We start from the raw sequence: 25,211 nt of genomic DNA on the forward strand, positions 1-25,211 counted from the left end.
GAAGCGACCATGTCCGTATTACGCCCCTACCTCGCCGCCGCCCTGCTGGGCTTCTGCCTTCTGACCGCCGGCCATGCCGCCGCCGAAGCCCCGACCCGCGCGGCGGTGCAGCAGAGCCTGGACGGCCTGGCCGAGCGCAAGCTGCCGGAGGCCGAACAGAAGGCCCTGCAGCAGACCCTGGAGCAGACCCTGGCCTTTCTCGCCAGCCAGGCCGACAGCGAGCAGCGCCTGGAGGACCTCAAGCGCCAGCTCAGCGATGCGCCACGCCTGATCGGCGAGGCCCAGCGCGAACTCACCCGGCTCAAGGCCAGCCCGGTCAAACCGGTCGGCGAGCGCTACGGCAAGTCCAGCGCCACGCAGCTGGAAACCCTGCTCAGTGAACGCACCAGCCAGCTCTCCGCCTGGCAGCAGGAACTGGCCGAGGCCAACAGCCTGCTGATCACCGCGCAGACCCGCCCGGAGCGCGCCCAGGCCGAGATCAGCAGCAACCAGACCCGCACCCTGAAGATCAACAACCTGCTCAAGGTCGGCAAGGATGCCGGCAAGCCGATCGGCGCCGAGCAGCGCGACCAGCTCAGCGCCGAACTGGCGGCGCTGACCGCGCTGACCGAGCTGCGCCGCCAGGAGCTGGCCGGCAACAACCTGCTGCAGGACCTCGGCAACAGCCGCCACGACCTGCTCACCGAGCGCATCCGCCGCCTGGAACAGGAAAGCCTCGACCTGCAGTCGCTGATCAACGACAAGCGCCGGGAAAGCAGCGAGCAGACCGTCGCCGAACTGTCGCGCGAGGCCGAGAAGGCCACCCCGGACAGCCTGCTGGCCAAGGAAAGCGCGGAAAACCTCAAGCTCTCCGACCACCTGCTGCGCATCACCGACCGCCTCAACGAGCTGACCCGCCTCAACCTGCAGACCAAGCAGCAACTGGACAGCGTCAACCAGGCCGACCAGGCCCTGGAAGAGCAGATCGACGTGCTCAGGGGCAGCCTGCTGCTGGCCAAGATCCTCTACCAGCAGAAGCAGGCCCTGCCGCAACTGCAACTGGACAAGAACCTGGCCGACCAGATCGCCGACATCCGCCTGTACCAGTTCGAGCTGAACCAGAAGCGCGATGCGCTGAACAATCTCACCGAGTACGTCGACGGCCTGCTGGCCTCGCAAGCGCAGGAACAGATCACTCCCGAACTGCGCAAGACCCTGCTGGAACTGGTCACCACCCGCAGCGAGCTGCTCGACCGGCTGAACCGCGAACTGAATACCCTGCTCAACGAGTCGATCACCCTGCAGCTCAACCAGAAGCAGCTGCAGGCCACGGCCAGCACCCTGAGCAACACCCTCGAAGAACAGATGTTCTGGATCCCCAGCAACAAGCCGCTGGACCTGGCCTGGCTGAAGCAGGTACCGACCCTGCTGGAGCGCCAGCTGAATGCCGTGCCCTGGGGCGCCGGGGTGCGCGAGCTGGGCGCCGGCCTGGTCGACCGGCCCTGGCTGTTCATTCCGCTGCTGCTGCTGATCGGCGCCCTGATCTGGCGGCGCAGCTGGCTGTACGAAAAACTGCGCGGCCTGCATCAGGACATCGGCCACTACAAGCACGACAGCCAGCTGCACACGCCGCTGGCGATCTTCATCAACATCCTCCTGGCGCTACCGGTCACCCTGTTCCTCACCCTGTGCGGCGTGGCCCTGCTGATCGATGCGCGCGGGCAGAACGCCAACCTCGGCACGGCCCTGCTGGAAATGGCCCAGGCCTGGCTGGTGTTCTACACCCTGTACCGCATCCTCGCCCCGCATGGCGTCGGCGAGCTGCATTTCCGCTGGGAGCGGCCGCGGGTGGCCTTCCTCAACACCCAGGTACGCCGCCTGGGCCTGGTGGTCATGGCCCTGGTCGGCGTGGTGGCGGTGGCCGAGCATCAGCCGGCCGCCCTGGCCGAGGATGTCATAGGCATCGGCGTGGTGCTCAGCTGCTACGCCCTGATGGCCTGGCTGCTCGGCCGCCTGCTGCTGGCCGGGCCGATGCACGAGCGCGCCCCGGCATTGCGCGTGGTGGTCGGCGTGGGCTTCACCGCCCTGCCGATCGGCCTGTTCGCCGCCGTGTGCTTCGGCTACTACTACACCGCGCTGAAACTGACCGACCGGCTGATCGACACCCTCTACCTGCTGGTGCTGTGGTTCATCCTCGAAGCGGCCTTCGAGCGCGGCATGGCCGTGGCGGCCCGGCGCCTGGCCTACCAGCGCGCCCTGAGCAAGCGCCAGGCGCCACCCAAGGAAGGCCTGGAGGGCAGCGAGGCGGTGGTCGAGGAGCCGACCCTGGACATCGAGCAGATCAACCAGCAGTCCATGCGCCTGATCCGCCTGGCCCTGCTCGGCGGCTTCATCCTCTGCCTGTACTGGGTGTGGGCCGATCTGCTCAGCGTGTTCACCTACCTGGACAACATCACCCTCTACGAATACAGCAGCGGCAGCGGCGACGCGGCGACCCTGGTGCCGCTCAGCCTGCTCGACCTGCTCGGCGGCCTGATCATCGTCGCCATCACCGTGGTGCTGGCCAGCAACCTGCCGGGCCTGCTGGAAGTGCTGGTGCTGTCGCGCCTGTCGCTGGCCCAGGGCAGTGCCTACGCCACCACCACCCTGCTGTCCTACGCCATCAGCGGCATCGGCTTCGTCATGACCCTGTCGGTGCTCGGCGTCAGCTGGGACAAGCTGCAGTGGCTGGTGGCCGCGCTGTCGGTGGGCATCGGCTTCGGCATGCAGGAGATCTTCGCCAACTTCATCTCCGGCCTGATCATCCTGTTCGAGCGTCCGGCACGCATCGGCGACGTGGTGACCATCGGCAACCTGTCCGGCACGGTCAGCAAGATCCGCATCCGCGCCACCACCATCACCGATTTCGACCGCAAGGAAATCATCGTCCCGAACAAGACCTTCGTCACCGACCAGCTGGTCAACTGGTCGCTCAACGACACGGTCACCCGGGTCATCATCAAGATCGGCGTGGCCTACGAGACCGACCTGCCGCTGGCGCGCAAGCTGATGATGCAGGCCGCCATCGAGAACCCGCGGGTACTGCGCGAGCCCGAGCCGCTGCTGTACTTCCTCACCATCAGCGCCAGCACCTTCGACTACGAGCTGCGCTTCCACGTGCGCGAGCTGGGCGACCGCAACGCCGCCACCGACGAAATCCTCACCCGCATCGCCCTGAGCTTCCGCGAGCACAAGGTGGAGATGGCCTTCAACCAGGTCGAGGTGATGATCAAGAACCTGCACGGCCAGGAACTCAACCTGACCACCGGGCAGATGGTCGCGGCCACGGCCGCCGCCGATAGCCAGCAGCCAAAACTGCCGCCCGCCGCGCCGGCCGTCGATCCGCAGTAGCGCGCGCCAGCCGATAGGACTGGCCGGCTGGACGCTTCGCGACAAAACCGAGCAAAATGCTCGGAATTGTCGCGGAGCCCTGCAGTGAAAGCCCTCATCGACCTCGTCTTCGATAACCGCTACGCCCGCCTGGGCGATGCCTTCTCCACCCCCGTGCTGCCCGAGCCGATCGAGGCGCCGCGTCTGGTGGTGGCCAGCCCGGCGGCCATGGCCCTGCTCGACCTCGATCCGGCCGAAGCCGACAGCGAGGAATTCGCCCAGATTTTCGCCGGGCACAAGCTGTGGAGCGACGCCGAGCCGCGCGCCATGGTCTATTCCGGACACCAGTTCGGCAGCTACAACCCGCGTCTGGGCGATGGCCGCGGCCTGCTGCTGGGCGAGGTGGTCAACGCTGCCGGCGAGCACTGGGACCTGCACCTGAAAGGCGCCGGCCAGACTCCCTGGTCACGCATGGGCGACGGCCGCGCGGTGCTGCGCAGCTCGATCCGCGAATTCCTCGCCAGCGAATACCTGCATGCCCTGGGCATCCCCACCAGCCGCGCGCTGTGCGTGACCGGCTCAAGCACTCCGGTGTGGCGCGAGAAGCGCGAAAGCGCGGCGATGGTCCTGCGCCTGGCGCAGAGCCATGTGCGCTTCGGCCACTTCGAGTACTTCTACTACACCAAGCAGCACGAGCAGCTGCGCCAGCTGGCCGAGCACGTGCTGGCCTGCCATTTCCCCGAGTGCCAGGTCCAGCCACAGCCCTTCGCCGCGCTGTTCCGCGAAGTGGTGGAGCGCAACGCCGCGCTGATCGCCCAGTGGCAGGCCTACGGTTTCTGCCACGGGGTGATGAACAGCGACAACATGTCGATCCTCGGCATCACCTTCGACTACGGCCCCTATGCCTTCCTCGACGACTTCGACGCCAACCATATCTGTAACCATTCCGACGACTCGGGGCGTTACAGCTTCAGCAACCAGGTGCCGATCGCCCAGTGGAACCTGGCCGCCCTGGGGCAGGCGCTGACGCCGCTGGTCGAGGTCGAGCAGCTGCGCGCCAGCCTGGAACTGTTCCTGCCGCTGTACCAGGCGCACTACCTCGACCTGATGTGCCGGCGCCTGGGCCTGAGCAGTGCCGAGGACGGCGACGAGGAGCTGATCCAGCAGCTGCTGCAACTGATGCAGCAGAGTCGCTCGGTGGACTACAGCCTGTTCTTCCGCCGCCTCGGCGAGCAGGCGCCGCAGGCTGCCGTTGCCGAACTGCGCGACGATTTCGTCGACCGCGCCGCCTTCGATGCCTGGGCAAGCAGCTATTGCGCCCGCAGCGCCCGCGACGGCGCCAGCCAGGAAGACCGACGCCCGCGCATGCACGCGGTCAACCCGCTGTACGTGCTGCGCAACTACCTGGCGCAGCAGGCCATCGAAGCCGCCGAGGCCGGCGACTACGCCCCGGTGCGCGAACTGCACTCGGTACTCGCCCGCCCCTTCGCGGAACAGCCGGGCATGGCCCGCTACGCCGAGCGCCCGCCGGAGTGGGGCAAGCACCTGGAAATCAGCTGTTCGTCCTGATGCCAGCCCGAGCGAACATGGTTTATCGGTTAAACCGAATAAGCATATAAACCTATCCAAACATTCTTAGACTATCTAAGCGAAGGCCATTATCTTTTCGCCCCTGTGCGGCTGCCTGATGCCTGCCCGATACCTCATACGAGATTCACACGCTTAAGGAAGCCCATGTCCTGGGACTCGCTACCGCTTATTTTCGTCGCCGCCCTGCTGGTCTGGCTGCTGGTTTCCTTCGTGCGCGAGAAATGGAGTCCGGACGTGGTCGCGGCAATCGCCGTGGCCGCCCTGCTGGTGGCGCAGATCCTCACCCCCGGTGAAGTACTCGGCGTACTGAGCAACTCGGCGCCGGCCACCATCGCCTGCATGTTCGTGCTGTCCGCGGCGCTGGAGCGCACCGGCTGCATCGATGCCCTGGGCAACTGGCTCGGCGACCTGGTCGGCAATAACCCGGTGCGCATGCTGGCCGGCCTGATGCTCACCGCGCTGATCATCTCGGCCTTCCTCAATAACACCCCGGTGGTGGCCATCCTCACGCCAGTGGCCATCGCCCTGGCCAAGCGCGCCAATGGCTCGCCCTCCAAGCTGCTGATCCCGCTGTCCTTCGCCACCGTACTGGGCGGCATGCTGACCATGATCGGCACCTCGACCAACATCCTGGTCGACGGCGTGGCACGCAAGGCCGGCCTGGAGCCCTTCGGCATGTTCGAGATCACCCCGGCGGCACTGGTGTTCTGCGTGGTCGGCTTCGTCTACCTGATGCTGTTCAGCGACCGCCTGCTGCCGAATCGCGACACCCTGTCCAAGCAGCTGCGGCCGGACCTGGGTCGTACCTTCATGACCGAATTGCTGGTGCCGCACGACTCGCCGGTGATCGGCAAGAGCCTCAGCGAAGCCCACCTCAACGGCGGCAGCGGTTTGCAGGTGCTGAAAATTTTCCGTGACCAGCAGGAACTGACCGAACCGGCCGCCGAGACCCTGTTGCAATCCGGCGACCTGCTGGTCCTGCACGGCCAGGTCAAGGACATGGTCGACATGCGCGAGAGCAATCGCCTGACCTTCAACCGCGGCGAAGCCTTCGAGACCGTCAGCAGCCATGACGTGATCCTCGCCGAGGCCATAGTCGGGCGCGGCTCGCGCTACAGCCACCGGCCGATGCGTGACCTCGACCTGACGGCGCGCTACGGCATCGCCGTGCTCGCCGTGCATCGCCAGGACGAGAACATCCAGGGCAACCTCGACGAGCTGCAGCTGCAGTTCGGCGACGTGATGCTGGTCGAAGGCACTCCCGCACAGATCAAGCGTTTCGCCGACAACGGCGAGCTGATCAGCCTCAACACCGTGCAGGAGCGCGCCTACCGCCGCGACAAGGCGCCCATCGCGATTATCGCCACCCTGGCCGTGATGCTGCTGGCCGCCTTCGAACTGATGCCCATCGAGGGCCTGGCGATGATCGCCTGCGCCGTGGTGATCGCCACCCGCTGCCTAGATATCGAGGACGCCTACAAGGCGGTGGACTGGAAGATCCTCAGCCTGATCTTCGGCATGCTGGCCATCAGCATCGCCATGGCCAAGGTCGGCCTGATCGACCTGATCGTCAGCCACACCATGATGGCCATTCCCAATGCCAGCCCGTTGCTGGTGCTCGGCTTCGTCTACCTGCTGACCACTGTCCTCACCGAGATCCTCTCCAACAACGCGGTGGCGGTGCTGGTCACCCCGGTAGCGATCGGCATCGCCCAGAGCCTGGGCCTCGACCCGCGCCCCTTTGTGGTCGCGGTGATGTTCGCCGCCAGCGTCAGCTTCGCCACCCCGATCGGCTACCAGACCAACACCTTCGTCTACAACGCCGGCGGCTACCGTTTCAGCGATTTCATGCGCATCGGCATCCCGCTGAACATCCTCATGGTCGGCGTCGCCATGCTGGTGATTCCGCTGATCTGGCCGCTCAACCCGGCATAACTCCTAGCGAAAACGATCTAGCCCAAAGCCCGTTTCATTGCTCCAGCGCATTGACCGGGCCTTGCCGCCTTCTCCATGCTGCGAACCTTCCAATCTGCCCCTGAAGGAACGCTTGCATGAAACTGGAAACCCTGGCCATCCACGCCGGTTACAGCCCTGACCCGACCACCAAGGCGGTGGCGGTACCGATCTATCAGACCAGCTCCTTCGCCTTCGACGACACCCAGCACGGCGCCGACCTGTTCGACCTGAAGGTCGCCGGCAACATCTACTCGCGCATCATGAACCCGACCAACGCCGTGCTCGAAGAGCGCGTGGCGGCGCTGGAAGGTGGCATCGGCGCGCTGGCCGTGGCCTCCGGCATGGCGGCCATCACCTACGCGATCCAGACCGTGGCCGAAGCCGGCGACAACATCGTCTCGGTGGCCAAGCTCTATGGCGGCACCTACAACCTGCTGGCCCACACCCTGCCGCGCTTCGGCATCCAGACCCGCTTCGCCGCCCACGACGACATCGCCGCCCTGGAGGCGCTGATCGACGAGCGGACCAAGGCGGTGTTCTGCGAATCCATCGGCAACCCGGCCGGCAACATCGTCGACCTGGCAGCCCTGGCCGCCGCCGCGCACCGCCATGGCGTGCCGCTGATCGTCGACAACACCGTGGCCACGCCGATCCTCTGTCGGCCGTTCGAGCACGGCGCCGACATCGTCGTGCACTCGCTGACCAAGTACATCGGCGGCCACGGCACCAGCATCGGCGGCATAGTCGTCGACTCCGGCAAGTTCCCCTGGGCCGAGCACAAGGCGCGCTTCCCGCTGCTCAACACCCCGGACCCGTCCTACCACGGCGTGACCTACACGGACGTTTTTGGTGCGGCCGCCTTTATCGGCCGCTGCCGCGTGGTGCCGCTGCGCAACACCGGCGCGGCGCTGTCGCCGTTCAACGCCTTCCTCATCCTGCAAGGCCTGGAGACCCTGGCCCTGCGCATGGAGCGCCACTGCGAGAACGCCCTGAAGGTGGCGCACTACCTGCAGAACCACCCGCAGGTGGCCTGGGTGAAGTATGCCGGCCTGCCGGACCACCCGGAGCATGAGCTGGCCCTGCGCTACACCGGCGGCAAGCCGGCCTCGATCCTCTCGTTCGGCATCAAGGGCGGCCAGGAAGCCGGCGCGCGCTTCATCGATGCCCTGCAGCTGGTGGTGCGCCTGGTGAATATCGGCGACGCCAAGTCGCTGGCCTGCCACCCGGCCTCCACCACCCACCGCCAGCTCAACGACGCGGAGCTGGAACGCGCCGGGGTGCCGCGCGACATGGTGCGCCTGTCGATCGGCATCGAGCACAGCGACGACATCCTCGCCGACCTGGCCCAGGCGCTGGAGGCTGCGGCGAGCTGATCGCCCTTGATATCCGCGCAAGCGACTCCAGATTAGGCATACCGCCTCTGGAGTCGCCCATGTCCAACCCCCTGCTGATCCCCTGCCCGCACTGCAACGGCCTCAACCGCATTCCCGGCGAACGCCTGGGCGATGCGCCGCGCTGCGGCCGCTGCAAGGCCGACGTGCTGCCCGGCCAACCCTTCGCGCTGACCCAGGCCAGCTTCGCCGCACAGAACAAGGGCGACCTGCCGCTGTTGATCGATGTCTGGGCCAGCTGGTGCGGCCCGTGCCGCAGCTTCGCACCGATCTTCGAGCAGGCCGCCGACCAGCTGCGGGGCCGCTGCCGCCTGGCCAAGCTGGACAGCGAAGCCAATCCGCAACTGTCCGCCGAAATGGGCATCCGCTCGATCCCGACCCTGATCCTGCTCAAGGGCGGCGTCGAAGTGGCCCGCCAGAGCGGCGCCCTGCCGCTGCCGCAACTGCTCGGCTGGTTGCGCCAGCACGGCATCTGAGCGGCAGCCGCCGCGCACGACACGCCTCCTGAGCGGATCGGTCAGCCCCGGCGAGCGCACCCGTCATTGCCGCGCGCCCGGCAGGCGCTAGGCTGGCGGCATCCCCCATGAGGAATGCCGCCCATGCCACTGCCCGCCGAAATGGCCCGCCTGTTCACCGAAGAGAAGATCGCCTTCGTCAAGCGCTGCGGCCTCAAGGCCGAGGTTCTCGAACCCGGACGCGTGCGCCTGCGCATGCCGCTGGAGGGCAACCAGAACCATATCGGCAGCATGTACGCCGGCGCCCTGTTCACCCTGGCGGAAATCCCTGGCGGCGCGCTGTTCCTCACCAGCTTCGACGCCCAGCGCTTCTACCCCATCGTCAAGGAACTGAACCTGAACTTCCGCCGCCCGGCCGGCAGCGACATCCTGGTCGAGGCCTGCCTGGACGCCGCCGAGATCGCCCGCATAGAGGACGAGGCCGAGCGCGTGGGCAAGGCCGAGTACCACCTCGAACTGCAACTGCGCGATGCTGGTGGCGAAGTGGTGGCACAGAGCTGCGCGTTGTATCAATTACGCAAGCACTGACACACGGAACTTGCCGCGGATCAAAAGCAGGTCTATCAATGGGGGTCACACTAAAAACCCTCCAGAGGTTGCAGCACGTCGCGGCAGTTCGCGACGCAAAGGGGACTCCAGATGATCAAGCACATCCTTATCGCCCATGACTTGCGCAGCACTGCCGACCTCGCCCTGCGCCGCGCCGCGCAGCTGGCCCGCCAGCACAATGCCCGCCTGACCCTGCTCCACGTGCTCGACAGCCGCCTCGGCCAGGCCGAGCAGGACCGCGTCCACCAGGAGCTGGACAACAGCCTGACCCGGTTCGCCCCGCCCGGCAGCGAGCTCAAGCTGTGCCTGGGCAAACCCGCCGACGCCGTGCTGGAGCAGGTGCAGCAGCTCGATGCCGACCTGCTGGTACTCGGCGCCCACCACCAGCGCCATGAATTCTTCTCCGGCACCACCCTCGACCGCATCGCCCGGCGCTGTCCGGTGCCGCTGCTGCTGGTGGCCCGCGACGAAGACCAGCCCTACCGCGAGGCGGTTGCCGCCCTGGACTTCTCCCTGTGCGCCTGCACCGCCCTCAACCGCGCCTGCCAGCTGCTGCCGGCCGAAGCCAACATCCACGCCCTGCATGTGTTCGAGCCGCAGAAGAACCAGGCCGACAGCGCCACTCAACTGGCGACCCAGCACGCCCTGATCGACCAACTGATCGCCGACGAATCCCAGCAACTGCCACCCGGCAGCCCGAGCCTGTCCCATGAGATCAAGCAGGGCGGCATCCTGCGCGGCCTGCAGGAGTGCATTGGCAGCCGCCAGCCGCAGTTGCTGGTACTCGGCTGCCATGGCCGCGGCGCGCTGTCCCAGGCCCTGCTCGGCAGCCTGGCCCAGCACTTCCTGCACAAGGCGCCGTGCGACGTGTTTGTGGTGCGTTGAAAGCAGATAAAAGAAAGGCGCCCTCAGGCGCCTTTCTTGTTAGAGCCAGGGACTCAGCTTTCCAGCAGCTTGTGCAGCTCGACGAACTGCTGGGTCAGCTTGTGGCTGCGATCCAGGTGGATCAGCGGGATGCAGGCCTGGTGCGACTCGCGCATGCGCACCGAGCTCATCAGATTGACCGGTAACACCGGCAGACCTTCGGCAATCAGCTCGTCGAGCAGCTGCTGCGGCAGGGTGGCGCGCGGCTGGAACTGGTTGACCACGATGCCTTCGACTTCCAGGCCTTCGTTATGGTCCTCGCGCAGCTCCTCGATCTCGCGTAGCAGGCCGTACAGGGCCTGGCGCGAGAAGCTGTCGCAGTCGAAGGGGATCAGCACGCGGTCGGCGGCGATCAGCGCGGAGACGGTGTAGAAGTTCAGCGCCGGCGGGGTATCCAGGTAAATCCGCTCGTAGTCCTCGCCCAGCTCCTCCAACAGCTTGCGCAGCTTGTTGATCTTGTGTTTCTGCTCCAGCTTGGGCTGCAGATCGGCCAGCTCGGCGGTGGCGGTGACCACATGCAGGTTGTCGAACGGCGTTTCGTAGATATCCACCGAGCCCTTCTTGGCGAACGGCCCGGACGACAGGCTGCCCTTGAAGAACTCGGCGATGCCCATGGGAATGTCGTCGCCGGTCAGCCCGGTCAGGTAATGGGTCGAATTGGCCTGGGCATCCAGGTCGATCAGCAGGGTGCGATAGCCCTCCGCCGCGCTCACCGCCGCCAGGTTGCAGGCGATGCTGGACTTGCCCACACCGCCCTTCTGGTTGAACACCACTCGCCGCATGCCACACCTCCCTGAGCCCGAATGGAGAGGATTCTATGCAAAGCGCGGGGCAAGGGCGAGGAGTTCGGCAAAAAGCGCAAGACTGGCGCTGCGGGCAACTGTGTCAAAATTTGCGCAGTCAGCACGCTGACGGGATAATACCGGCTCCTCGCCATGACTTTTGCCGCAGCTCGCCTGCTGGCAGGGGTGTCGCTGTAGACAAGGAAGCCCAAAGGGGCCGGGAAGAGTGCTCCGCGTGACACATTTCAATATCGCCAGCTGGCGCGCCTGGGCTCCCGGGCTGGACGCCGACCACGACTGCCAGGCCTGGCTGCATGCCCCGCGGCACCTGAACGACAACGGCGAGCAACCGGACGTCAGCTTTCTCCCGGCCATGCAGCGGCGCCGCCTGAGCCGCCTGGCGCGCATGCTGTTCCACGTCGCCTGGCCCATCGCCGAAGCCCGGGGCCCGCTGCCGCTGGTATTCGTCAGCCGACACGGGGAAACCCCGCGCACCCTGAACATCCTCGCCGACCTGGCGCACAACGAGCCGCTGTCGCCGACCCAGTTCAGCCTCTCGGTGCATAACGCGATCATCGGCCTGTGGTCGATCCTGCGCGCCGACCGCAGCGAAATGAGCGCCCTGGCCGGCGAAGCCGATGGCCTCGAACAGGGCCTGCTGGAAGCCGCCAGCCTGCTCGGCGACGGCGTGCCCGCCGTGCTGCTGGTGGTCGCCGAGGAAACCCCGCCGGCGCTGTATGCGCCGTTCATCGACGATGTGCCGTTTTCCTACGCCGTCGCCCTGCTGCTCACCCCCGGCAGCGACTGGCAACTGAGCCTGCAGCCCGGCAGCGGGCCGCGCGCCGAGTGGCCGCACGCCCTGCAGCTGGCGCGCGCCCTGAGCAGCGGCCGGCGCGCGCTGCAGCATCATTGCAAGAACCGTCACTGGAGCTGGTCATGCAACAAGGCCTGAGCCAGCGCAGCGCCCCCTACGCCTGGCGCCTGCTCGCCACAGCCCTCAGCTTCGGCCTGTTCGGCATCGGCGGCGTGCTGCTGCGCGTGCTGGTGTTCCCGCTGCTCGGCCTGCTGCCCGGCGACGCCCTGGCCCGGCGCACCCGCGCCCGCGCCGTGGTCAGCTGGACCTTCTACCAGTTCGTCCGTTTCATGTACCACAGCGGCGTGCTGACCTATGAAGTCGAGGGCAGCGAACGCCTCGGCCGCCCCGGGCAGCTGGTGATCGCCAACCACCCCTCGCTGATCGACGTGGTGGTACTGATCGCCTTCATCCGCGACGCCAACTGCGTGGTCAAGCAGAGCCTGTGGGACAACCCGAGCATGCGCGGGCCGATCCGCGCCGCCGGTTTCATCAGCAACAGCGGCAGCCTGGACATGCTCGACGAGGCCGCCGGCGCCCTGCAGGAAGGCCAGACCCTGATCATCTTCCCCGAAGGCACGCGCACCACGCCGGGGCAAACCCCGGAGTTTCACCGGGGCGCCGCGGCCATTGCCGTGCGCGGCGCGCGCCTGGTGACCCCGGTGGTGATCAGCGTCAGCCCGACCACCCTGACCAAGGCCGAACCCTGGTACAGCATTCCGTCGCGCCGTTTTCACTTTCGCCTGCGCGTGGGCGAGGATATCGACCCGCGGCAATTCACCGCGCAGGCCCCGCTGCCCATCGCCTCGCGCAAACTCAACGACCATCTGCACCAACACTTTATGAAGGAGCTCGCAACAGATGAGCGATCTGCAAACTGAGATCAAGAACCTGATCATCGAAGCCCTCGGCCTCGAAGACATGGTCGCCGAAGATATCGCTGCCGACCTGGCCCTGTTCGGCGACGGCCTGGGCCTGGATTCGGTGGACGCCCTCGAACTGGGCCTGGCGATCCAGAAGCGTTTCGGCATCAAGATCGACGCCGAAGCCAAGGACACCCGCCAACACTTCGCCAACGTGGCCAGCCTGGCTGCCTTCGTTGCCGCGAAACAGGCCGCCTGAGGACGCCGCGATGCAAAGCCGTGAAGAAATTTTCGCCACCCTGCAGGACGCCCTGGTCGAGCTGTTCGAGCTGGACGCCGAGCGCGTGACCCTGGACGCCAACCTGTACCAGGACCTGGAAATCGACAGCATCGACGCCGTCGACCTGATCGACCATATCAAGCGCCAGACCGGCAAGAAGATCGCCGCCGAGGAATTCAAGGCCGTGCGCACCGTCGGCGACGTGGTCGAGGCCGTGTACCAGGTGGTCCACGCCGCCCCGGCGCAAGGCTGAACATGAGTCAGTTGCTGGGCCTGCTGCTGGTGGTGGCGGGGCTGCTTTATCCCTTTGCCGTGTACTTCGGCATGCAGCACCTGTCGCCGCGCGTGTTCGCCCTGCTGCTCGGCGGCCTGTGGCTGGCGCGCGCCCTGGTGCAACGCGGCAAGCCGGGCAGCCGCTGGATGGCCGGCGTGGCCCTGGGCTTCTGTCTGCTGCTCGGCCTGGCCGGTGAGCCGGAGCTGCTGCGCTGGTACCCGGTGCTGCTCAACGGCCTGCTGCTGGCGCTGTTCGGCCTCAGCCTGAAGTTCGGCCCGCCGCTGATCGAGCGCCTGGCGCGCCTCGGCGAGCCCGACCTGCCGGACGTGGCGGTGCGCTACACGCGCCGGGTGACCCAGGTGTGGGCGCTGTTCTTTCTGGGCAACGGCCTGGTGGTGATCGCCCTCAACCTGTGGGCGCCACTGAGCTGGTGGACCCTGTATACCGGGCTGATCGCCTACGGCCTGATGGGCTTGCTGTTTGCCGGTGAGTGGCTGGTGCGCCAGCGTGTAAGGAGAAGTGCATGACCTGGTTGCCCCTCAGCGACCTGCTGCTGGAGGCCCAGCCGGGCCGTCCGGTCACGCCGGACATGGCGCATGCGGCCCTGCGCCAGCGCGCCCTGGCCCTGGCCGGCGCGCTGCAGGCGCGCGGCGTGCGCCGCCTGGCCGTGCATATCGAGGATGCCGGCGAGCTGGCCATCGCCCTGCTCGGCGCCTGGCGGGCTGGCGTGCAGGTGCTGCTGCCGGCCGATGCGCAGGCGCAGACCCGCGAGCGCCTGGGCGCCCAGGTCGAGCTGTGGCTGGACAACCTGGACGGCCTGGACGGCGAACCGCTGCCCGCCGCCGCCCTCGATCTCGACCAGTGCCACCTGACCCTGTGCACCTCCGGCTCCAGCGGCGAGCCCAAGCTGATCGACAAATCCCTGCGCCAGCTGGCCAACGAAGTGGACGCCCTGGAGCAGTTGTGGGGGGCCGAGCTCGGCGGTGCCACCATCCTCGGCAGCGTCGCCGCCCAGCATATCTACGGCCTGCTGTTCCGCGTGCTCTGGCCGCTGTGCGCCGGGCGGCCGTTCCTGCGCCGCGCCCAGCCGTTCCCCGAAGACCTGCAACGGGAAAGTCTGCAGCATCCGACGTTTGCCTGGATCGCCAGCCCGGCCTTGCTCAAGCGCATGGGCGACAACCTCGACTGGCCGGCCCTGCGCCAGGTGCGTCGGGTGTTTTCCTCCGGCGGCGCCCTGCCGGCCGAGACCGCCGCCGAGCTGCACGGCCTGCTCGGCCAGTGGCCCACGGAAATCTATGGCAGCTCGGAAACCGGTGGCATCGCCTGGCGCCAGGGCGGCGAATACTGGACGCCGTTTGCCGGCGTCGAGCTGGGGCAGAATGCCGACGGCGCGCTCAACCTGAGTTCACCATACCTCCCAGCCGGGCAGCGCGAACAGACCGCCGACGCGGTGGAGATTGGCAGCGATGGGCGCTTCGTCCTGCGCGGGCGCCTGGACCGCATCGTCAAACTGGAAGAAAAACGCATCTCCCTGCCCATGCTGGAACAGGCCCTGCTCAGCCACGAGTGGGTCGCCGACGCGCGTCTGGGGGTGATCGAGCAGGGCCGTGCCTACCTCGGCGCGCTGGTCGCCCTCAGCCCGAGCGGCCTGCACGCCCTGCGCAACCAGGGACGCAAGACCCTGATCGAAACCCTGCGCCAACACCTGGCCGGGCACTGCGAGGCGCTGGCCCTGCCACGCCGCTGGCGCCTGCTCGCCGAGCTGCCCTACAGCAGCCAGGGCAAGCTGGCCCAGGCCGAGGTCGAGCGCATTCTGGCCAGCGAGCGGCCGACCCGCGTGGCGCCGCGCTCGGCTATCGAACAGGACGGTGAATGGCAGCTGGAGCTGGACATACCGCCGGACCTGGCGCACTTCACCGGCCACTTTCCGCAGACCCCGGTGCTGCCCGGCGTGGTTCAGGTCGACTGGGCCCAGCAACTGGCCCGCGAGCTGATTGCCGACCTGCCGCCGCGTTTCTGCGGCATGGAAGTGCTGAAGTTCCAGCAGCTGGTCCGCCCCGGCGACCGCCTGCAGCTGAGCCTGCGTTTCGACGCCGAGCGCGGCAAACTGTACTTCGCCTATCGCAACGGCGAGGCGGCCTGCTCCTCGGGTCGCATCCTGCTGGAGGCCGCCGGTGCATAAGGCCTGCGCGGTGATTCCGGTGTACAACCACGAGCATGCGCTGCCTATCGTGGTCGCCGCCCTGCGCGACGCCGGCCTGCCCTGCGTGCTGGTCGACGACGCCTCCAGCCCCGCCTGCGCCGCGGTGATCGATCAACTGGCCGAACAGGCCGATACCTTCCTGGTGCGCCTGCCGGTCAACCAGGGCAAGGGCGGCGCGGTGATGGCCGGCCTGCGCGAGGCGCAGCGCCTGGGCTTCAGCCACGCGCTGCAGGTCGACGCCGATGGCCAGCACGACCTCAGCGATGTCGCCGGCTTCCTCGGCGAATCCCGCGTCCACCCGCAGGCGCTGGTCTGCGGCTATCCGGTGTACGACGACAGCGTGCCGAAGAGCCGCCTGTACGCGCGCTACCTGACCCACGTCTGGGTATGGATCAACAGCCTGTCGCTGGCGATCCGCGACTCCATGTGCGGCTTCCGCGTCTACCCGCTGCCCGCCACCCTGGCGCTGATCGACAGCTGCCAGCTGGGCAAGCGCATGGATTTCGACACCGAGATCCTGGTGCGCCTGGCCTGGCGCAACCAGCCGATGCGCTGGCTGCCGACCCAGGTGCACTACCCGCTGGACGGCCTCTCGCACTTCCGTCTGTGGCTGGACAACGCGCTGATCTCGAAGATGCACGCAAAACTGTTCTTCGGCATGCTGCTGCGCGCCCCAATGATCCTCTGGCGGCGGTGGCAGGCATGAGCGAGCAACCGGCAGCCCACTGGGCCGGCCAGCGCGAGCGCGGCAGCTATGCGCTGATGAAGCTCACCGCGGTGCTGGCACGCCTGCTCGGCCGGCGCCTGATCAGCCCGCTGATCTACGCCATCGTCCTGTACTTCTTCGTCTTCGGCGCCCAGGCGCGGCGCAGCATCTGGCAGTACCAGGCCAATCTCGCCACCTGGAGCGGCCGCAACGAGCTGCGCCCGACCTGGCGCCAGGTGTTCCGCCAGTTCATGAGCTTCGCCGACACCCTGCTGGACAAGCTCGACGTGTGGAACGGCAAGCTCGGCCTGGAGCAGATCACCCTGGTCGACCCGCACGACCTTCGCGGCCAGCTGCACCGCCAGGAGCGCGGGCAGATGCTGGTCGGCGCGCACCTGGGCAACCTCGAGGTGTGTCGCGCCCTGGCTGAACTCGGCGAGCATGTGACGATGAACGTGCTGGTGCACACCAAGCACGCCGAACAGTTCAACCGCCTGCTCGGCGAAGCCGGCGCCAGTCACCTGCGCCTGATCCAGGTCAGCGAGCTGGACCCGGCGATCATGCTGCAATTGTCCGAGCGCCTGGAACGCGGCGAGTGGCTGGCGATTGCCGGCGACCGCGTGCCACTGCACGGCGGGCGCAATGTCAGCGTGGACTTCCTCGGCAAGCCCGCCGCCTTCCCGCAAGGGCCCTGGCTGCTGGCCGGGCTGCTGCACTGCTCGGTCAACCTGCTCAACTGCCTGAAGATCGACGGCCGTTACCGGGTGATCATCGAGCCGTTTGCCGAGCGCATCGAGTGGAAGCGCAGCGAGCGCGAGGCGGTGATCCGCCAATGGGTACAACGCTATGCCGAGCGCCTGGGCCAACGCTGCCTGGACGCGCCGTTGCAATGGTTCAACTTCTATCCGTTCTGGAATGCACATGACGACACATCAGCCTGACCCGGTGATCTTCGGCGAAGCCCACCTGTCCATCGAGCAGGTCGTGGCCCTGTCCCAGCGCCAGGCCCGCGCGCAGCTGCAGAACGACGCCGCCTACCGCGAGAAGATCGCCAAGGGCGCGCGCTTCCTCGACACCCTGCTGGACAAGGAAGGCGTGATCTACGGCGTCACCACCGGCTACGGTGATTCCTGTGTGGTGGCCGTGCCGCTGCATCAGGTCGAGGCGCTGCCCAAGCACCTGTTCACCTTCCACGGCTGCGGCCTGGGCAAGCTGCTCGATCCGGCCAGCACTCGCGCCGTGCTCGCCGCGCGCCTGCAGTCGCTGTGCTACGGCATCTCCGGCGTGCGCGTGGAGCTGCTGGAGCGCCTGCAGGCATTCCTCGATCACGATGTGCTGCCGCTGATCCCGGAAGAAGGCTCGGTCGGCGCCAGCGGCGATCTGACGCCGTTGTCCTACGTCGCCGCCACCCTCAGCGGCGAACGTGAAGTGCTGTACCAGGGCGAACGCCGCAGCGCCGCCGAGGTGCACAACGAACTGGGCTGGACGCCGCTGGTACTGCGGCCCAAGGAAGCCCTGGCGCTGATGAACGGCACCGCAGTGATGACCGCCCTGGCCTGCCTGGCATTCTCCCGCGCCGACTACCTGCTCAAGCTGGCTACCCGCATCACCGCGCTCAACGTGGTGGCACTGGAAGGCAACCCGGAACACTTCGACGAGCGCCTGTTCGCCGCCAAGCCGCACCCGGGGCAGATGCAGGTCGCCGCCTGGCTACGCCAGGACCTGGCCATCGACGCGCCGACCGCGCCGCTGCACCGCCTGCAGGACCGCTACTCGCTGCGCTGCGCCCCGCATGTGCTCGGCGTGCTGGCCGACAGCCTGGGCCTGCTCCGCCAGTTCATCGAGACCGAGCTGAACAGCGCCAACGACAACCCGCTGATCGACGCCGAGGCCGAGCGCGTGTTGCACGGCGGGCATTTCTACGGCGGGCATATCGCCTTCGCCATGGACAGCCTGAAGAACCTGGTCGGCAACGTCGCCGACCTGCTCGATCGCCAGCTCGCCCTGCTGGTCGACGTGCGCTACAACCACGGCCTGCCGAGCAACCTGTCCGGCGCGCCGAGCGTCACCGCGATGATCAACCACGGCTTCAAGGCCGTGCAGATCGGCACCAGCGCCTGGACCGCCGAGGCGCTGAAAAACACCATGCCGGCCAGCGTGTTCTCCCGTTCCACCGAGTGCCACAACCAGGACAAAGTGAGCATGGGCACCATCGCCGCGCGCGACGCCCTGCGCAGCCTGGAGCTGAGCGAACAGGTCGCCGCCGCCACCCTGCTGGCCGCCAATCAGGGCGTCTGGCTGCGCCAGCGCGATGGCAAGATCGATATCCCCGCACCCGTTGCCGCCATGCGCGAGCAGCTGGCCGCCGACTTCCACCCGGTGATCGAGGATCGCGCCCTGGAAGGCGAACTGCGCCTGTGCCTGCAGCGCATCCGCGCCCAGCACTGGAGGCTCTATGCGTAAGCCGGCCCTGGTGCGCACGGCGCACCCTACGACCTGCATCGCACACCGTGTAGGGTGCGCCGTGCGCACCACCCGCCAGGGAGCCGCCCATGCGTAGTGCAGGCGTATTGCAGGCCGAGATCGAGCTGGTGGTGCCGTTCTTCGACGTCGACATGATGGAGGTGGTCTGGCACGGCCACTACGTCAAATACTTCGAGGAAGCGCGCTGCGCCCTGCTCGACAAGCTCGGCCACAACTACCGGCAGATGCGTGACGCCGGCTACGCCTGGCCGGTGATCGACCTGCAGCTGCGCTACATCCGCGGCGCCCAGTTCGGCCAGAGGATCAAAGTGCGTGCCGATCTGGTCGAGTGGGAAAACCGCCTGAAGATCCACTACCTGATCACCGATGCCGCCAGCGGCGAGCGCATGACCCGTGGCAGCAGCGTGCAGGTGGCGGTGGAGATCGCCACGCGGGAGATGCTGCTGGCTTCGCCTCGCGTGTTTGTTGAGGCGGTGGAGAGGGCTATTGCGTGATCTTTCCGAGCCCGGCTGGTTTTCTACGTTTGCTGAACGCTCTGTTTCGCCCCGTTGAACAGCGCTCGGCTGGTTTTCTGCGTTGCATGAGCGTTTTATTTCGCCCCGCCGGGCGAGTCACTTTCTCTTTGCGCGCGCAAAGAGAAAGTAACCAAAGAGAAAGCGCGCCCCACATCCGGCCCTGGCTGCGCCAGGGTTCCCTCGTTCCATCCCTGCTCCAGGGGCACGCCGCGAAGGGCCATCCCTGGCCCATCGCGGCTCTCGCGGCATCCATGCCGCTCAACCCCTTACGCACGGATTCCACTCGGCCTCCTGAGGGGGCCCCGTATCCCGGCACACACGACACAGCTACAGCCACAGACAACCATTGGCTTCAACACCGCGCAGTCTTACCAGGCGCGCCAACTCCCCGTCAGGAGGCCGAGTGCAGGTACTGCGCAGGGGGACGCGAGGCAGGACGCCGAGCGAGTCACGAAGGACGGGGCCGCCTAGGCGGGATGTCCCTTCGTGACGGCCCCCGGAGCAGTGCCGGAGCGAGGGGAGTCGAGCGCAGCGAGACCCGCATGTCGGGGTGCCCTTCTTTTTGGTTACTTTTTCTTGGGCAAGCAAGAAAAAGTGACGCGCCCGGGGGGGCGCAAGCAAAAGCCAAGGCCAGCACAGCAATCAGCCATGCCCTGAAAGCCTGCAGCCTACTGCTCCTGACCATCACCCCAACCGCCCATGCCTTCGACCTGACCGAACTGGGCGCACAACTGGCCAAGCCGGCCGTGGTGCGCGGCCCATTCATCCAGGAAAAGCACCTGCGCGCCCTGCCCCAGCCGCTGACCAGCCAGGGCGAATTCGTCCTCAGCCGCGACGCCGGCCTGCTCTGGCAGCTGCGCAGCCCGCTGACCCAGGACTACCGCATCGACGCCGCCGGCATCGCCCGGCGCACCGCCCAGGGCTGGCAACTGCAGCCCGGCCAGGATGTGGCCGCCCAGCAGAGCCGGCTGTTCCTCGCCGTGCTCAAGGGCGATCATTCGGGCCTGGCCCGCGACTTCGAGCTGCAACTGAGCGGCACCGGCGAGGCCTGGCAACTGACCCTGATCCCGCACTCGCTGCTGCTCAAGCAGATCTTCAGCCGCATCCGCATCGACGGCGGCGACTTGGTCGAACGCATCGAACTGGTCGAGACCCAGGGCGACCACACGCTCATGCGCATGCCGCAGAGCCAGGCGGGCGATGCCCTCAGCGCCCAGGAGCGAGACGCCTTTGCCCGCTAAGCCCTGCGCCGCCCAGCGCCACCTGCCGCGCCTGTTCAGCATCGCCCTGCTGGCGCTGCTGGCCCTGGCCGTCTGGCAGTGGCGCAACGGCCCGCCGGTGGCGGCGAGCATGCTGGCCCTGCTGCCCCAGGGCGCCGGCGACGAGCTGGTGCAGCAGGCCGAGCGGCGCATGCAGGAGCCGCTGAACCGCGAGCTGCTGGTGCTGGTCGGCCATCCGCAGCGCCAGCAGGCGATTGCCCTGGTCCAGCGGCTCGGCCAGCAGTGGCAGGCCAGCCAGCGCTTCGAGCGGGTACAGTGGAGCCTGGACAGCGACCTGGCCGTGCTGCGCCAGCAACTGCGCGGCCACCGCCTGGCCCTGCTGCCGGCGGCGGATCACCAGCTGCTGATCGAGCAGCCGGACCTCTTTATCCAGCAACGTGCCGCCCAGCTGTTCGATACCTTCGCCGGCTTCAGCCTGCTGCCGCCCGAGCAGGACTGGCTGGGTATCGGTAGCCGCGCCCAACAGGCATTGAACCCGGACAGCCGGATCCAGGCCGACCTCGGCAGCGGCGCCCTGCTGCTGGAAGAACCGGGCATGACCTGGGCCCTGCTGCGCGTGCGCACCCTGGGCAGCGCCTTCGACATGCAGGCGCCACCGGCGATTGCCGCCAGCGTGGCGGCGGCGCGGGCCGAGGTGACGGCCGCCGGGGGCCAGCTGCTGGCCGCTGGCGGCGTGCTGTATGCCGCGGCCGGGCAGGCCAAGGCCACCCGCGAAGTCAGCTGGATCGGCGGTATCGCCATCCTCGGCACTCTGCTGCTGTTGCTGCTGGCCTTCCGCCGCCCGCGCGTGCTGGTCAGCCTGCTGCCCATCGGCGTAGCGCTCATTGCCGGCTGCACCGCCTGCGTGCTGGTGTTCGGCCAGATCAACGTGCTGACCCTGGTGCTCGGCGCCAGCCTGATCGGCGTGGCCGCCGACTACCCGCAGCACTACCTGAGCAAGAGCTGGGGCAGTTCCAAGTGGACCAGCTGGGGCGCCCTGCGCGCCACCCTGCCGGGGCTGACCCTGAGCCTGGGCACCAACCTGGTCGGCTACCTGGCGCTGGCCTTCACCCCCTTCCCGGCGCTGACCCAGATCGCCCTGTTCTCCGCCGCCGGGCTGATCGGCGCCTACCTCTGCTCGGTGTGCCTGCTGCCGGCCTTGCTCAATGGCCTGCGCCTGCGCCCGCCACCCGGCCTGCTGGGCTTCAGCAGCACCCTGCTGGCCCTGCGCACGCGCCTGCTGGGCCGTGTCGGCAGCCTGCCGCTGCTGGCCCTGTTGCTGCTGTTCTGCGCCGGCGGCCTGTGGCAATTGCACCCGCAGAACGATATCCGCCAGTGGCTGGGCCAGGAGCCGCAACTGCTCGCCGAGGCCCAGCGCATCGCCGAGTTGAGCGGGCAGCAGCCCACCAGCCAGTTCTTCCTGGTGCGTGCCCGCGACGAGGCGCAGTTGCTCGAACGCCAGGCCGCCCTCGCCCAGCGCCTCGACCGGGCCGTGGCCGCCGGCCAGTTGCGCGGTTACCGCGCGCTCAGCCAGCTGGTCGCCGCCGACAGCCAGCACCAGCCGCTGCGCGAGGCCCTGCAACGCCTGCCGCAGCACTGGCAGCCGCTGCTGGCCATGGGCATTCCAGCCGCCGCACTGCAGGCCGAGCTGAACCAATTGACCAACGCCCCACCACCGAGCATCGACCAGGCCCTGGCCGGCCCGCTGGGCGAAGCCTGGCGGCCGCTGTGGCTGGGCAGTAACGCCGAGGGCGTGGCAGGCCTGGTCAGCCTGCAGGGCCAGGCCGACAGTGCCCTGCTGCACAGCCTCGGCGCGGACCTGCCCGGGGTGCAGCTGGTCGACCGCCTCGGCGAGCTGAACGGCCTGTTCAGTGCCACCCAGCTCAGCGCCGCGCAGCTCAAGCTGGTCGCCAGCGCCGCGATCCTGTTGCTGCTGTGCATCCCCTTCGGCCTGGCCGGTGCCCTGCGCGTGGTCTGCCTGCCGCTGCTGGCGGCCCTCGCCGCCCTGGCCGGGCTCGGCTGGCTGGGCCAGCCGCTGACCCTGTTCAGCCTGTTCGGCCTGCTGCTGATCACCGCCATCGGCGTCGACTATGCCATCCTTATGCGCGAAGGCATCGGCGGACCGGCGGTCAGCCTGCTCGGCACCCTGCTCTCGGCGCTGACCAGCTGGCTGTCGTTCGGCCTGCTGCTGGTCAGCGACACCCCCGCCATCGCCAACTTCGGCCTGGCGATCAGCCTCGGCCTGCTGTTCTGCTTCATCCTCGCGCCCTGGGCCGGCAGCCGTGAGCCCCAGGCCAAGGCGGTGCCGGCATGAGCATCGCGCTGTTCTGGCTCGGCCTGCTCGGCCTGTTCGCCGCCGCCACCTGGCTGGGCGGCCGGCTGCGCCTGATCCCGATTGTCAGCCAGCTGCTGCTGGCCACCCTCGGCCTGCCGCTGCTGATGCAGTGGAGCGCGCCCCTGGGTTTCGGCGCCAGCGAGCTGCTCGCCGCCGACTGGCTCAAGCCGCTGTACGGCGTGGCCTTCACCCTGCTGCTGGGGCATATCCTCAGCGACGTGATCGACCTCGACCTGCAGGCCGACAGCGTGAAGATCGCCCTGCCGAGCTTCTTCCTGCCGTTCTTCTGCGGCCTGGCTTGTGCGCTGTGGCTGCTGCCGGCGCAGAGCCTGCTGGGCGGCATCGCCGTCGGCCTGCTGTTCGCCCTGACCGCCATCCCGGTGCTGTTCCTCTACCTGCAGCACCTGCGCTACCCCGCCCCACGCATCCGCCAGCTGCTGCAGGCGGCGATCCTCATGGACCTGCTGTGCTGGCTGATCTTCGGCCTGGCCCAGGGCAGCAGCCAGCCGGCTACCCTGCTCTGGCCGCTGCTGGCCGCCAGCCTGCCGCTGCTGTTCAAGCTGCTGCCGTGCCGCTCGGCGCGCTTCAACGGCCTGTGTTTCCTGGTGCTGCTGCTGGTCATGCAGCAGCTCAAACTGAATGCCCTGGTGTTCGGCATCGCCTACCTGCTGTGCAGCGCCGCGCTGCATGTACCGCTGCGCCTGCCACTGCCGAGCAGCGTGTTCGCCGCCCTGCAGACCTGGCTGGCGGTGCCGCTGATCCTGGCCTACGGCCTGCTGCAGATCGACTGGCAGAATGCCTGGCTGGGCTATTCCTGGCTGCAGTTCGGCGCGCTGTTGCTGCTGCCGATCGCCAGCAAGCTGCTGGGCAACTGGCTGGGCCTGAGCTGGGCGGCCGGGCGCCTGGCACCGAGCCCCGGGCAGTGGCGCGAGAGCGTGCTGCTGAACACCCGCGGCCTGACCGAAATCGTCTTCCTCAACCTGCTGCTGCAGCAGCAGGTGATCAGCACCCAGCTGTACTTCGCCCTGATGCTGATGGGCCTGATCTCCACCTTGCTGCCGGCCCTCACCGGCGCCTACCCTCGCCCTGCCAATGCTAATAACGAGGCACGAAGCCGCTATGAACACTCCTGAACTCGAACAACGCCAGGTCGTGGTGATCGGCGCCGGCCCCTCCGGCGCCATCGCCGCCGCCCTGCTCAAGCGCAACGGCCACGACGTGCTGGTGCTGGAGCGTCAGCGCTTCCCGCGCTTCTCCATCGGCGAGAGCCTGCTGTCGCACTGCCTGGACTTCGTCGAGGAAGCCGGGATGCTCGATGCGGTGCAGGCCGCCGGCTTCCAGACCAAGCACGGCGCGGCCTTCGCCTGGGGCGAGCGCTACACCGAGTTCGACTTCCGCGACAAATTCACCCCGGGCAAAGGCTCCACCTACCAGGTGCTGCGCGCCAGCTTCGACCAGGTGCTGGCCGATGACGCCGAACGCCAGGGCGTGGAGATCCGCTACGAGGAAGAGATCACCGCCGTCGACTTCAGCGGCGCGCGCAGCGGCGCCTGCCCGCGCCTGACCGTACGCCGCCTGGCCGATGGCGGCGAGTACCAGGTCGAGTGCGCCTTCGTCCTCGACGGCAGCGGCTACGGCCGCGTGCTGCCGCGCCTGCTCGACCTGGACATCCCGTCCAACCTGCCGATGCGCCGCGCGCTGTTCACCCATGTCGAAGACCGCATCGCCGCCGCTGCTGGCTTCGACCGCGAGAAGATCCTCATCACCACCCACCCGACCCTGCGCAACGTGTGGTTCTGGACCATCCCGTTCAGCAACGGCCGCTGCTCGCTGGGCGTGGTCGCCGAGGCCGGGCGCTACGCGGGCTACCCCGAGGACATGGAAGCCTGCCTGCGCCAGTTCGTCGCGGAAACCCCATCGCTCGGCAACGTCCTGCAAGACGCCCTGTGGGACACCCCGGTGCGCGAGCTGAAAGGCTACTCGGCCAACGTCAAGAGCCTGCACGGCCCGGGCTTCGCCCTGCTGGGCAACGCCGCCGAATTCCTCGACCCGGTGTTCAGCTCCGGGGTCACCATCGCCATGCGCTCGGCGAGCATGGCCGCCGGCCTGCTGCACCGCCAGCTGAGCGGCGCGGCGGTGGACTGGGAGCAGGACTTCGCCATCCCGCTGAAACGCGGCGTCGACACCTTCCGCGCCTACGTCGAGGGCTGGTACGACGGCAGCTTCCAGGACGTGATCTATTACCAGAAGGCCCAGCCGGAAATCCGCCAGATGATCTGCTCGATCCTCGCCGGCTACGCCTGGGACCTGACCAACCCCTATGTCGCCGAGCCCAAGCGCCGCCTCGGCGTGCTCGCCGAAATCTGCGCGCTGAACTGAGCCGG

General features: G+C 67.8%; 22 protein-coding genes. 21 read left to right on the forward strand and 1 reads right to left on the reverse strand.

Features of this window, described 5'->3' with window-relative positions; all coding sequences use genetic code 11:
- Positions 1-9: 9 nt before the first annotated feature.
- From mscK to F3I62_RS09455, 7 genes are all read left to right on the forward strand, one after another.
- Positions 10-3,369: a mechanosensitive channel MscK gene (gene mscK / locus F3I62_RS09425; protein ID WP_160489387.1), complete on the forward strand. Its 3,360-nt coding sequence runs from the start codon at positions 10-12 to the stop codon at positions 3,367-3,369.
- An 84-nt stretch (positions 3,370-3,453) separates the two neighbouring features.
- Positions 3,454-4,917 (forward strand): protein adenylyltransferase SelO, encoded by a 1,464-nt coding sequence (selO, locus tag F3I62_RS09430; RefSeq protein ID WP_160489388.1) that lies wholly within the window; start codon positions 3,454-3,456, stop codon positions 4,915-4,917.
- Positions 4,918-5,082: 165 nt separating this feature from the next.
- On the forward strand, positions 5,083-6,873 hold the full coding sequence (locus tag F3I62_RS09435) for an SLC13 family permease (RefSeq protein ID WP_160489389.1): 1,791 nt from the start codon (positions 5,083-5,085) through the stop codon (positions 6,871-6,873).
- 116 nt (positions 6,874-6,989) lie between these two features.
- Complete coding sequence (locus tag F3I62_RS09440; protein ID WP_160489390.1) at positions 6,990-8,267, forward strand: bifunctional O-acetylhomoserine aminocarboxypropyltransferase/cysteine synthase; 1,278 nt, start codon at positions 6,990-6,992, stop codon at positions 8,265-8,267.
- A 59-nt stretch (positions 8,268-8,326) separates the two neighbouring features.
- Complete coding sequence (gene trxC / locus F3I62_RS09445; protein WP_160489391.1) at positions 8,327-8,761, forward strand: thioredoxin TrxC; 435 nt, start codon at positions 8,327-8,329, stop codon at positions 8,759-8,761.
- 123 nt (positions 8,762-8,884) lie between these two features.
- Entirely contained in the window at positions 8,885-9,328 is a 444-nt protein-coding gene (locus tag F3I62_RS09450; protein ID WP_160489392.1) for a PaaI family thioesterase, read from the forward strand.
- A 111-nt stretch (positions 9,329-9,439) separates the two neighbouring features.
- Positions 9,440-10,234, forward strand: coding sequence for a universal stress protein (locus F3I62_RS09455; RefSeq protein ID WP_160489393.1), 795 nt, complete (start codon positions 9,440-9,442; stop codon positions 10,232-10,234).
- A 53-nt stretch (positions 10,235-10,287) separates the two neighbouring features.
- Here the strand turns inward: F3I62_RS09455 and F3I62_RS09460 are convergent, their stop codons facing one another.
- The gene (locus tag F3I62_RS09460; protein WP_160489394.1) at positions 10,288-11,055 is read right to left on the reverse strand and encodes a ParA family protein; all 768 of its coding nucleotides are present in this window, start codon (positions 11,053-11,055) and stop codon (positions 10,288-10,290) included.
- A gap of 235 nt (positions 11,056-11,290) precedes the next feature.
- Here F3I62_RS09460 and F3I62_RS09465 point away from each other — a divergent pair, with 235 nt between their 5' ends.
- The 14 genes from F3I62_RS09465 (at position 11,291) to F3I62_RS09530 (ending at position 25,206) form a co-directional block, all read left to right on the forward strand.
- Positions 11,291-12,007, forward strand: coding sequence for a beta-ketoacyl synthase chain length factor (locus F3I62_RS09465; protein WP_160489395.1), 717 nt, complete (start codon positions 11,291-11,293; stop codon positions 12,005-12,007).
- Positions 11,992-12,789 carry a 1-acyl-sn-glycerol-3-phosphate acyltransferase gene (locus F3I62_RS09470; protein WP_160489396.1) on the forward strand — a complete coding sequence of 266 codons (798 nt, stop codon included), beginning with the start codon at positions 11,992-11,994 and terminating at the stop codon, positions 12,787-12,789. The genes F3I62_RS09465 and F3I62_RS09470 overlap by 16 nt, the downstream gene beginning before the upstream one ends.
- Positions 12,770-13,030, forward strand: coding sequence for a phosphopantetheine-binding protein (locus F3I62_RS09475; protein WP_160489397.1), 261 nt, complete (start codon positions 12,770-12,772; stop codon positions 13,028-13,030). The genes F3I62_RS09470 and F3I62_RS09475 overlap by 20 nt, the downstream gene beginning before the upstream one ends.
- 10 nt (positions 13,031-13,040) lie before the next feature.
- On the forward strand, positions 13,041-13,304 hold the full coding sequence (locus tag F3I62_RS09480; protein ID WP_160489398.1) for an acyl carrier protein: 264 nt from the start codon (positions 13,041-13,043) through the stop codon (positions 13,302-13,304).
- 2 nt (positions 13,305-13,306) lie between these two features.
- Positions 13,307-13,852 carry a hypothetical protein gene (locus F3I62_RS09485; protein WP_160489399.1) on the forward strand — a complete coding sequence of 182 codons (546 nt, stop codon included), beginning with the start codon at positions 13,307-13,309 and terminating at the stop codon, positions 13,850-13,852.
- Positions 13,849-15,507 (forward strand): acyl-CoA synthetase family protein, encoded by a 1,659-nt coding sequence (locus tag F3I62_RS09490; protein ID WP_160489400.1) that lies wholly within the window; start codon positions 13,849-13,851, stop codon positions 15,505-15,507. The genes F3I62_RS09485 and F3I62_RS09490 overlap by 4 nt, the downstream gene beginning before the upstream one ends.
- Complete coding sequence (locus F3I62_RS09495) at positions 15,500-16,234, forward strand: glycosyltransferase family 2 protein (protein ID WP_160489401.1); 735 nt, start codon at positions 15,500-15,502, stop codon at positions 16,232-16,234. Before F3I62_RS09490 ends, F3I62_RS09495 begins: the two co-directional genes overlap by 8 nt.
- Positions 16,231-17,175: a glycosyl transferase gene (locus F3I62_RS09500; RefSeq protein ID WP_160489402.1), complete on the forward strand. Its 945-nt coding sequence runs from the start codon at positions 16,231-16,233 to the stop codon at positions 17,173-17,175. Before F3I62_RS09495 ends, F3I62_RS09500 begins: the two co-directional genes overlap by 4 nt.
- Complete coding sequence (hutH, locus tag F3I62_RS09505; RefSeq protein WP_160489403.1) at positions 17,156-18,697, forward strand: histidine ammonia-lyase; 1,542 nt, start codon at positions 17,156-17,158, stop codon at positions 18,695-18,697. The genes F3I62_RS09500 and hutH overlap by 20 nt, the downstream gene beginning before the upstream one ends.
- A gap of 89 nt (positions 18,698-18,786) precedes the next feature.
- A complete protein-coding gene (locus tag F3I62_RS09510; protein WP_160489404.1) occupies positions 18,787-19,212 on the forward strand; it encodes a thioesterase family protein in 426 nt (141 codons plus the stop codon).
- A gap of 674 nt (positions 19,213-19,886) precedes the next feature.
- Entirely contained in the window at positions 19,887-20,474 is a 588-nt protein-coding gene (locus tag F3I62_RS09515) for an outer membrane lipoprotein carrier protein LolA (protein WP_256667734.1), read from the forward strand.
- The gene (locus F3I62_RS09520; protein ID WP_160489406.1) at positions 20,434-22,806 is read left to right on the forward strand and encodes a hypothetical protein; all 2,373 of its coding nucleotides are present in this window, start codon (positions 20,434-20,436) and stop codon (positions 22,804-22,806) included. The genes F3I62_RS09515 and F3I62_RS09520 overlap by 41 nt, the downstream gene beginning before the upstream one ends.
- Complete coding sequence (locus tag F3I62_RS09525; protein WP_160489407.1) at positions 22,803-23,960, forward strand: sodium:proton antiporter; 1,158 nt, start codon at positions 22,803-22,805, stop codon at positions 23,958-23,960. The genes F3I62_RS09520 and F3I62_RS09525 overlap by 4 nt, the downstream gene beginning before the upstream one ends.
- The gene (locus tag F3I62_RS09530; RefSeq protein WP_160489408.1) at positions 23,947-25,206 is read left to right on the forward strand and encodes an NAD(P)/FAD-dependent oxidoreductase; all 1,260 of its coding nucleotides are present in this window, start codon (positions 23,947-23,949) and stop codon (positions 25,204-25,206) included. The genes F3I62_RS09525 and F3I62_RS09530 overlap by 14 nt, the downstream gene beginning before the upstream one ends.
- Positions 25,207-25,211: the final 5 nt, after the last annotated feature.

Origin of the sequence: Pseudomonas sp. R-28-1W-6 (assembly GCF_009799925.1) — a bacterium.
Lineage (GTDB): Bacteria > Pseudomonadota > Gammaproteobacteria > Pseudomonadales > Pseudomonadaceae > Aquipseudomonas.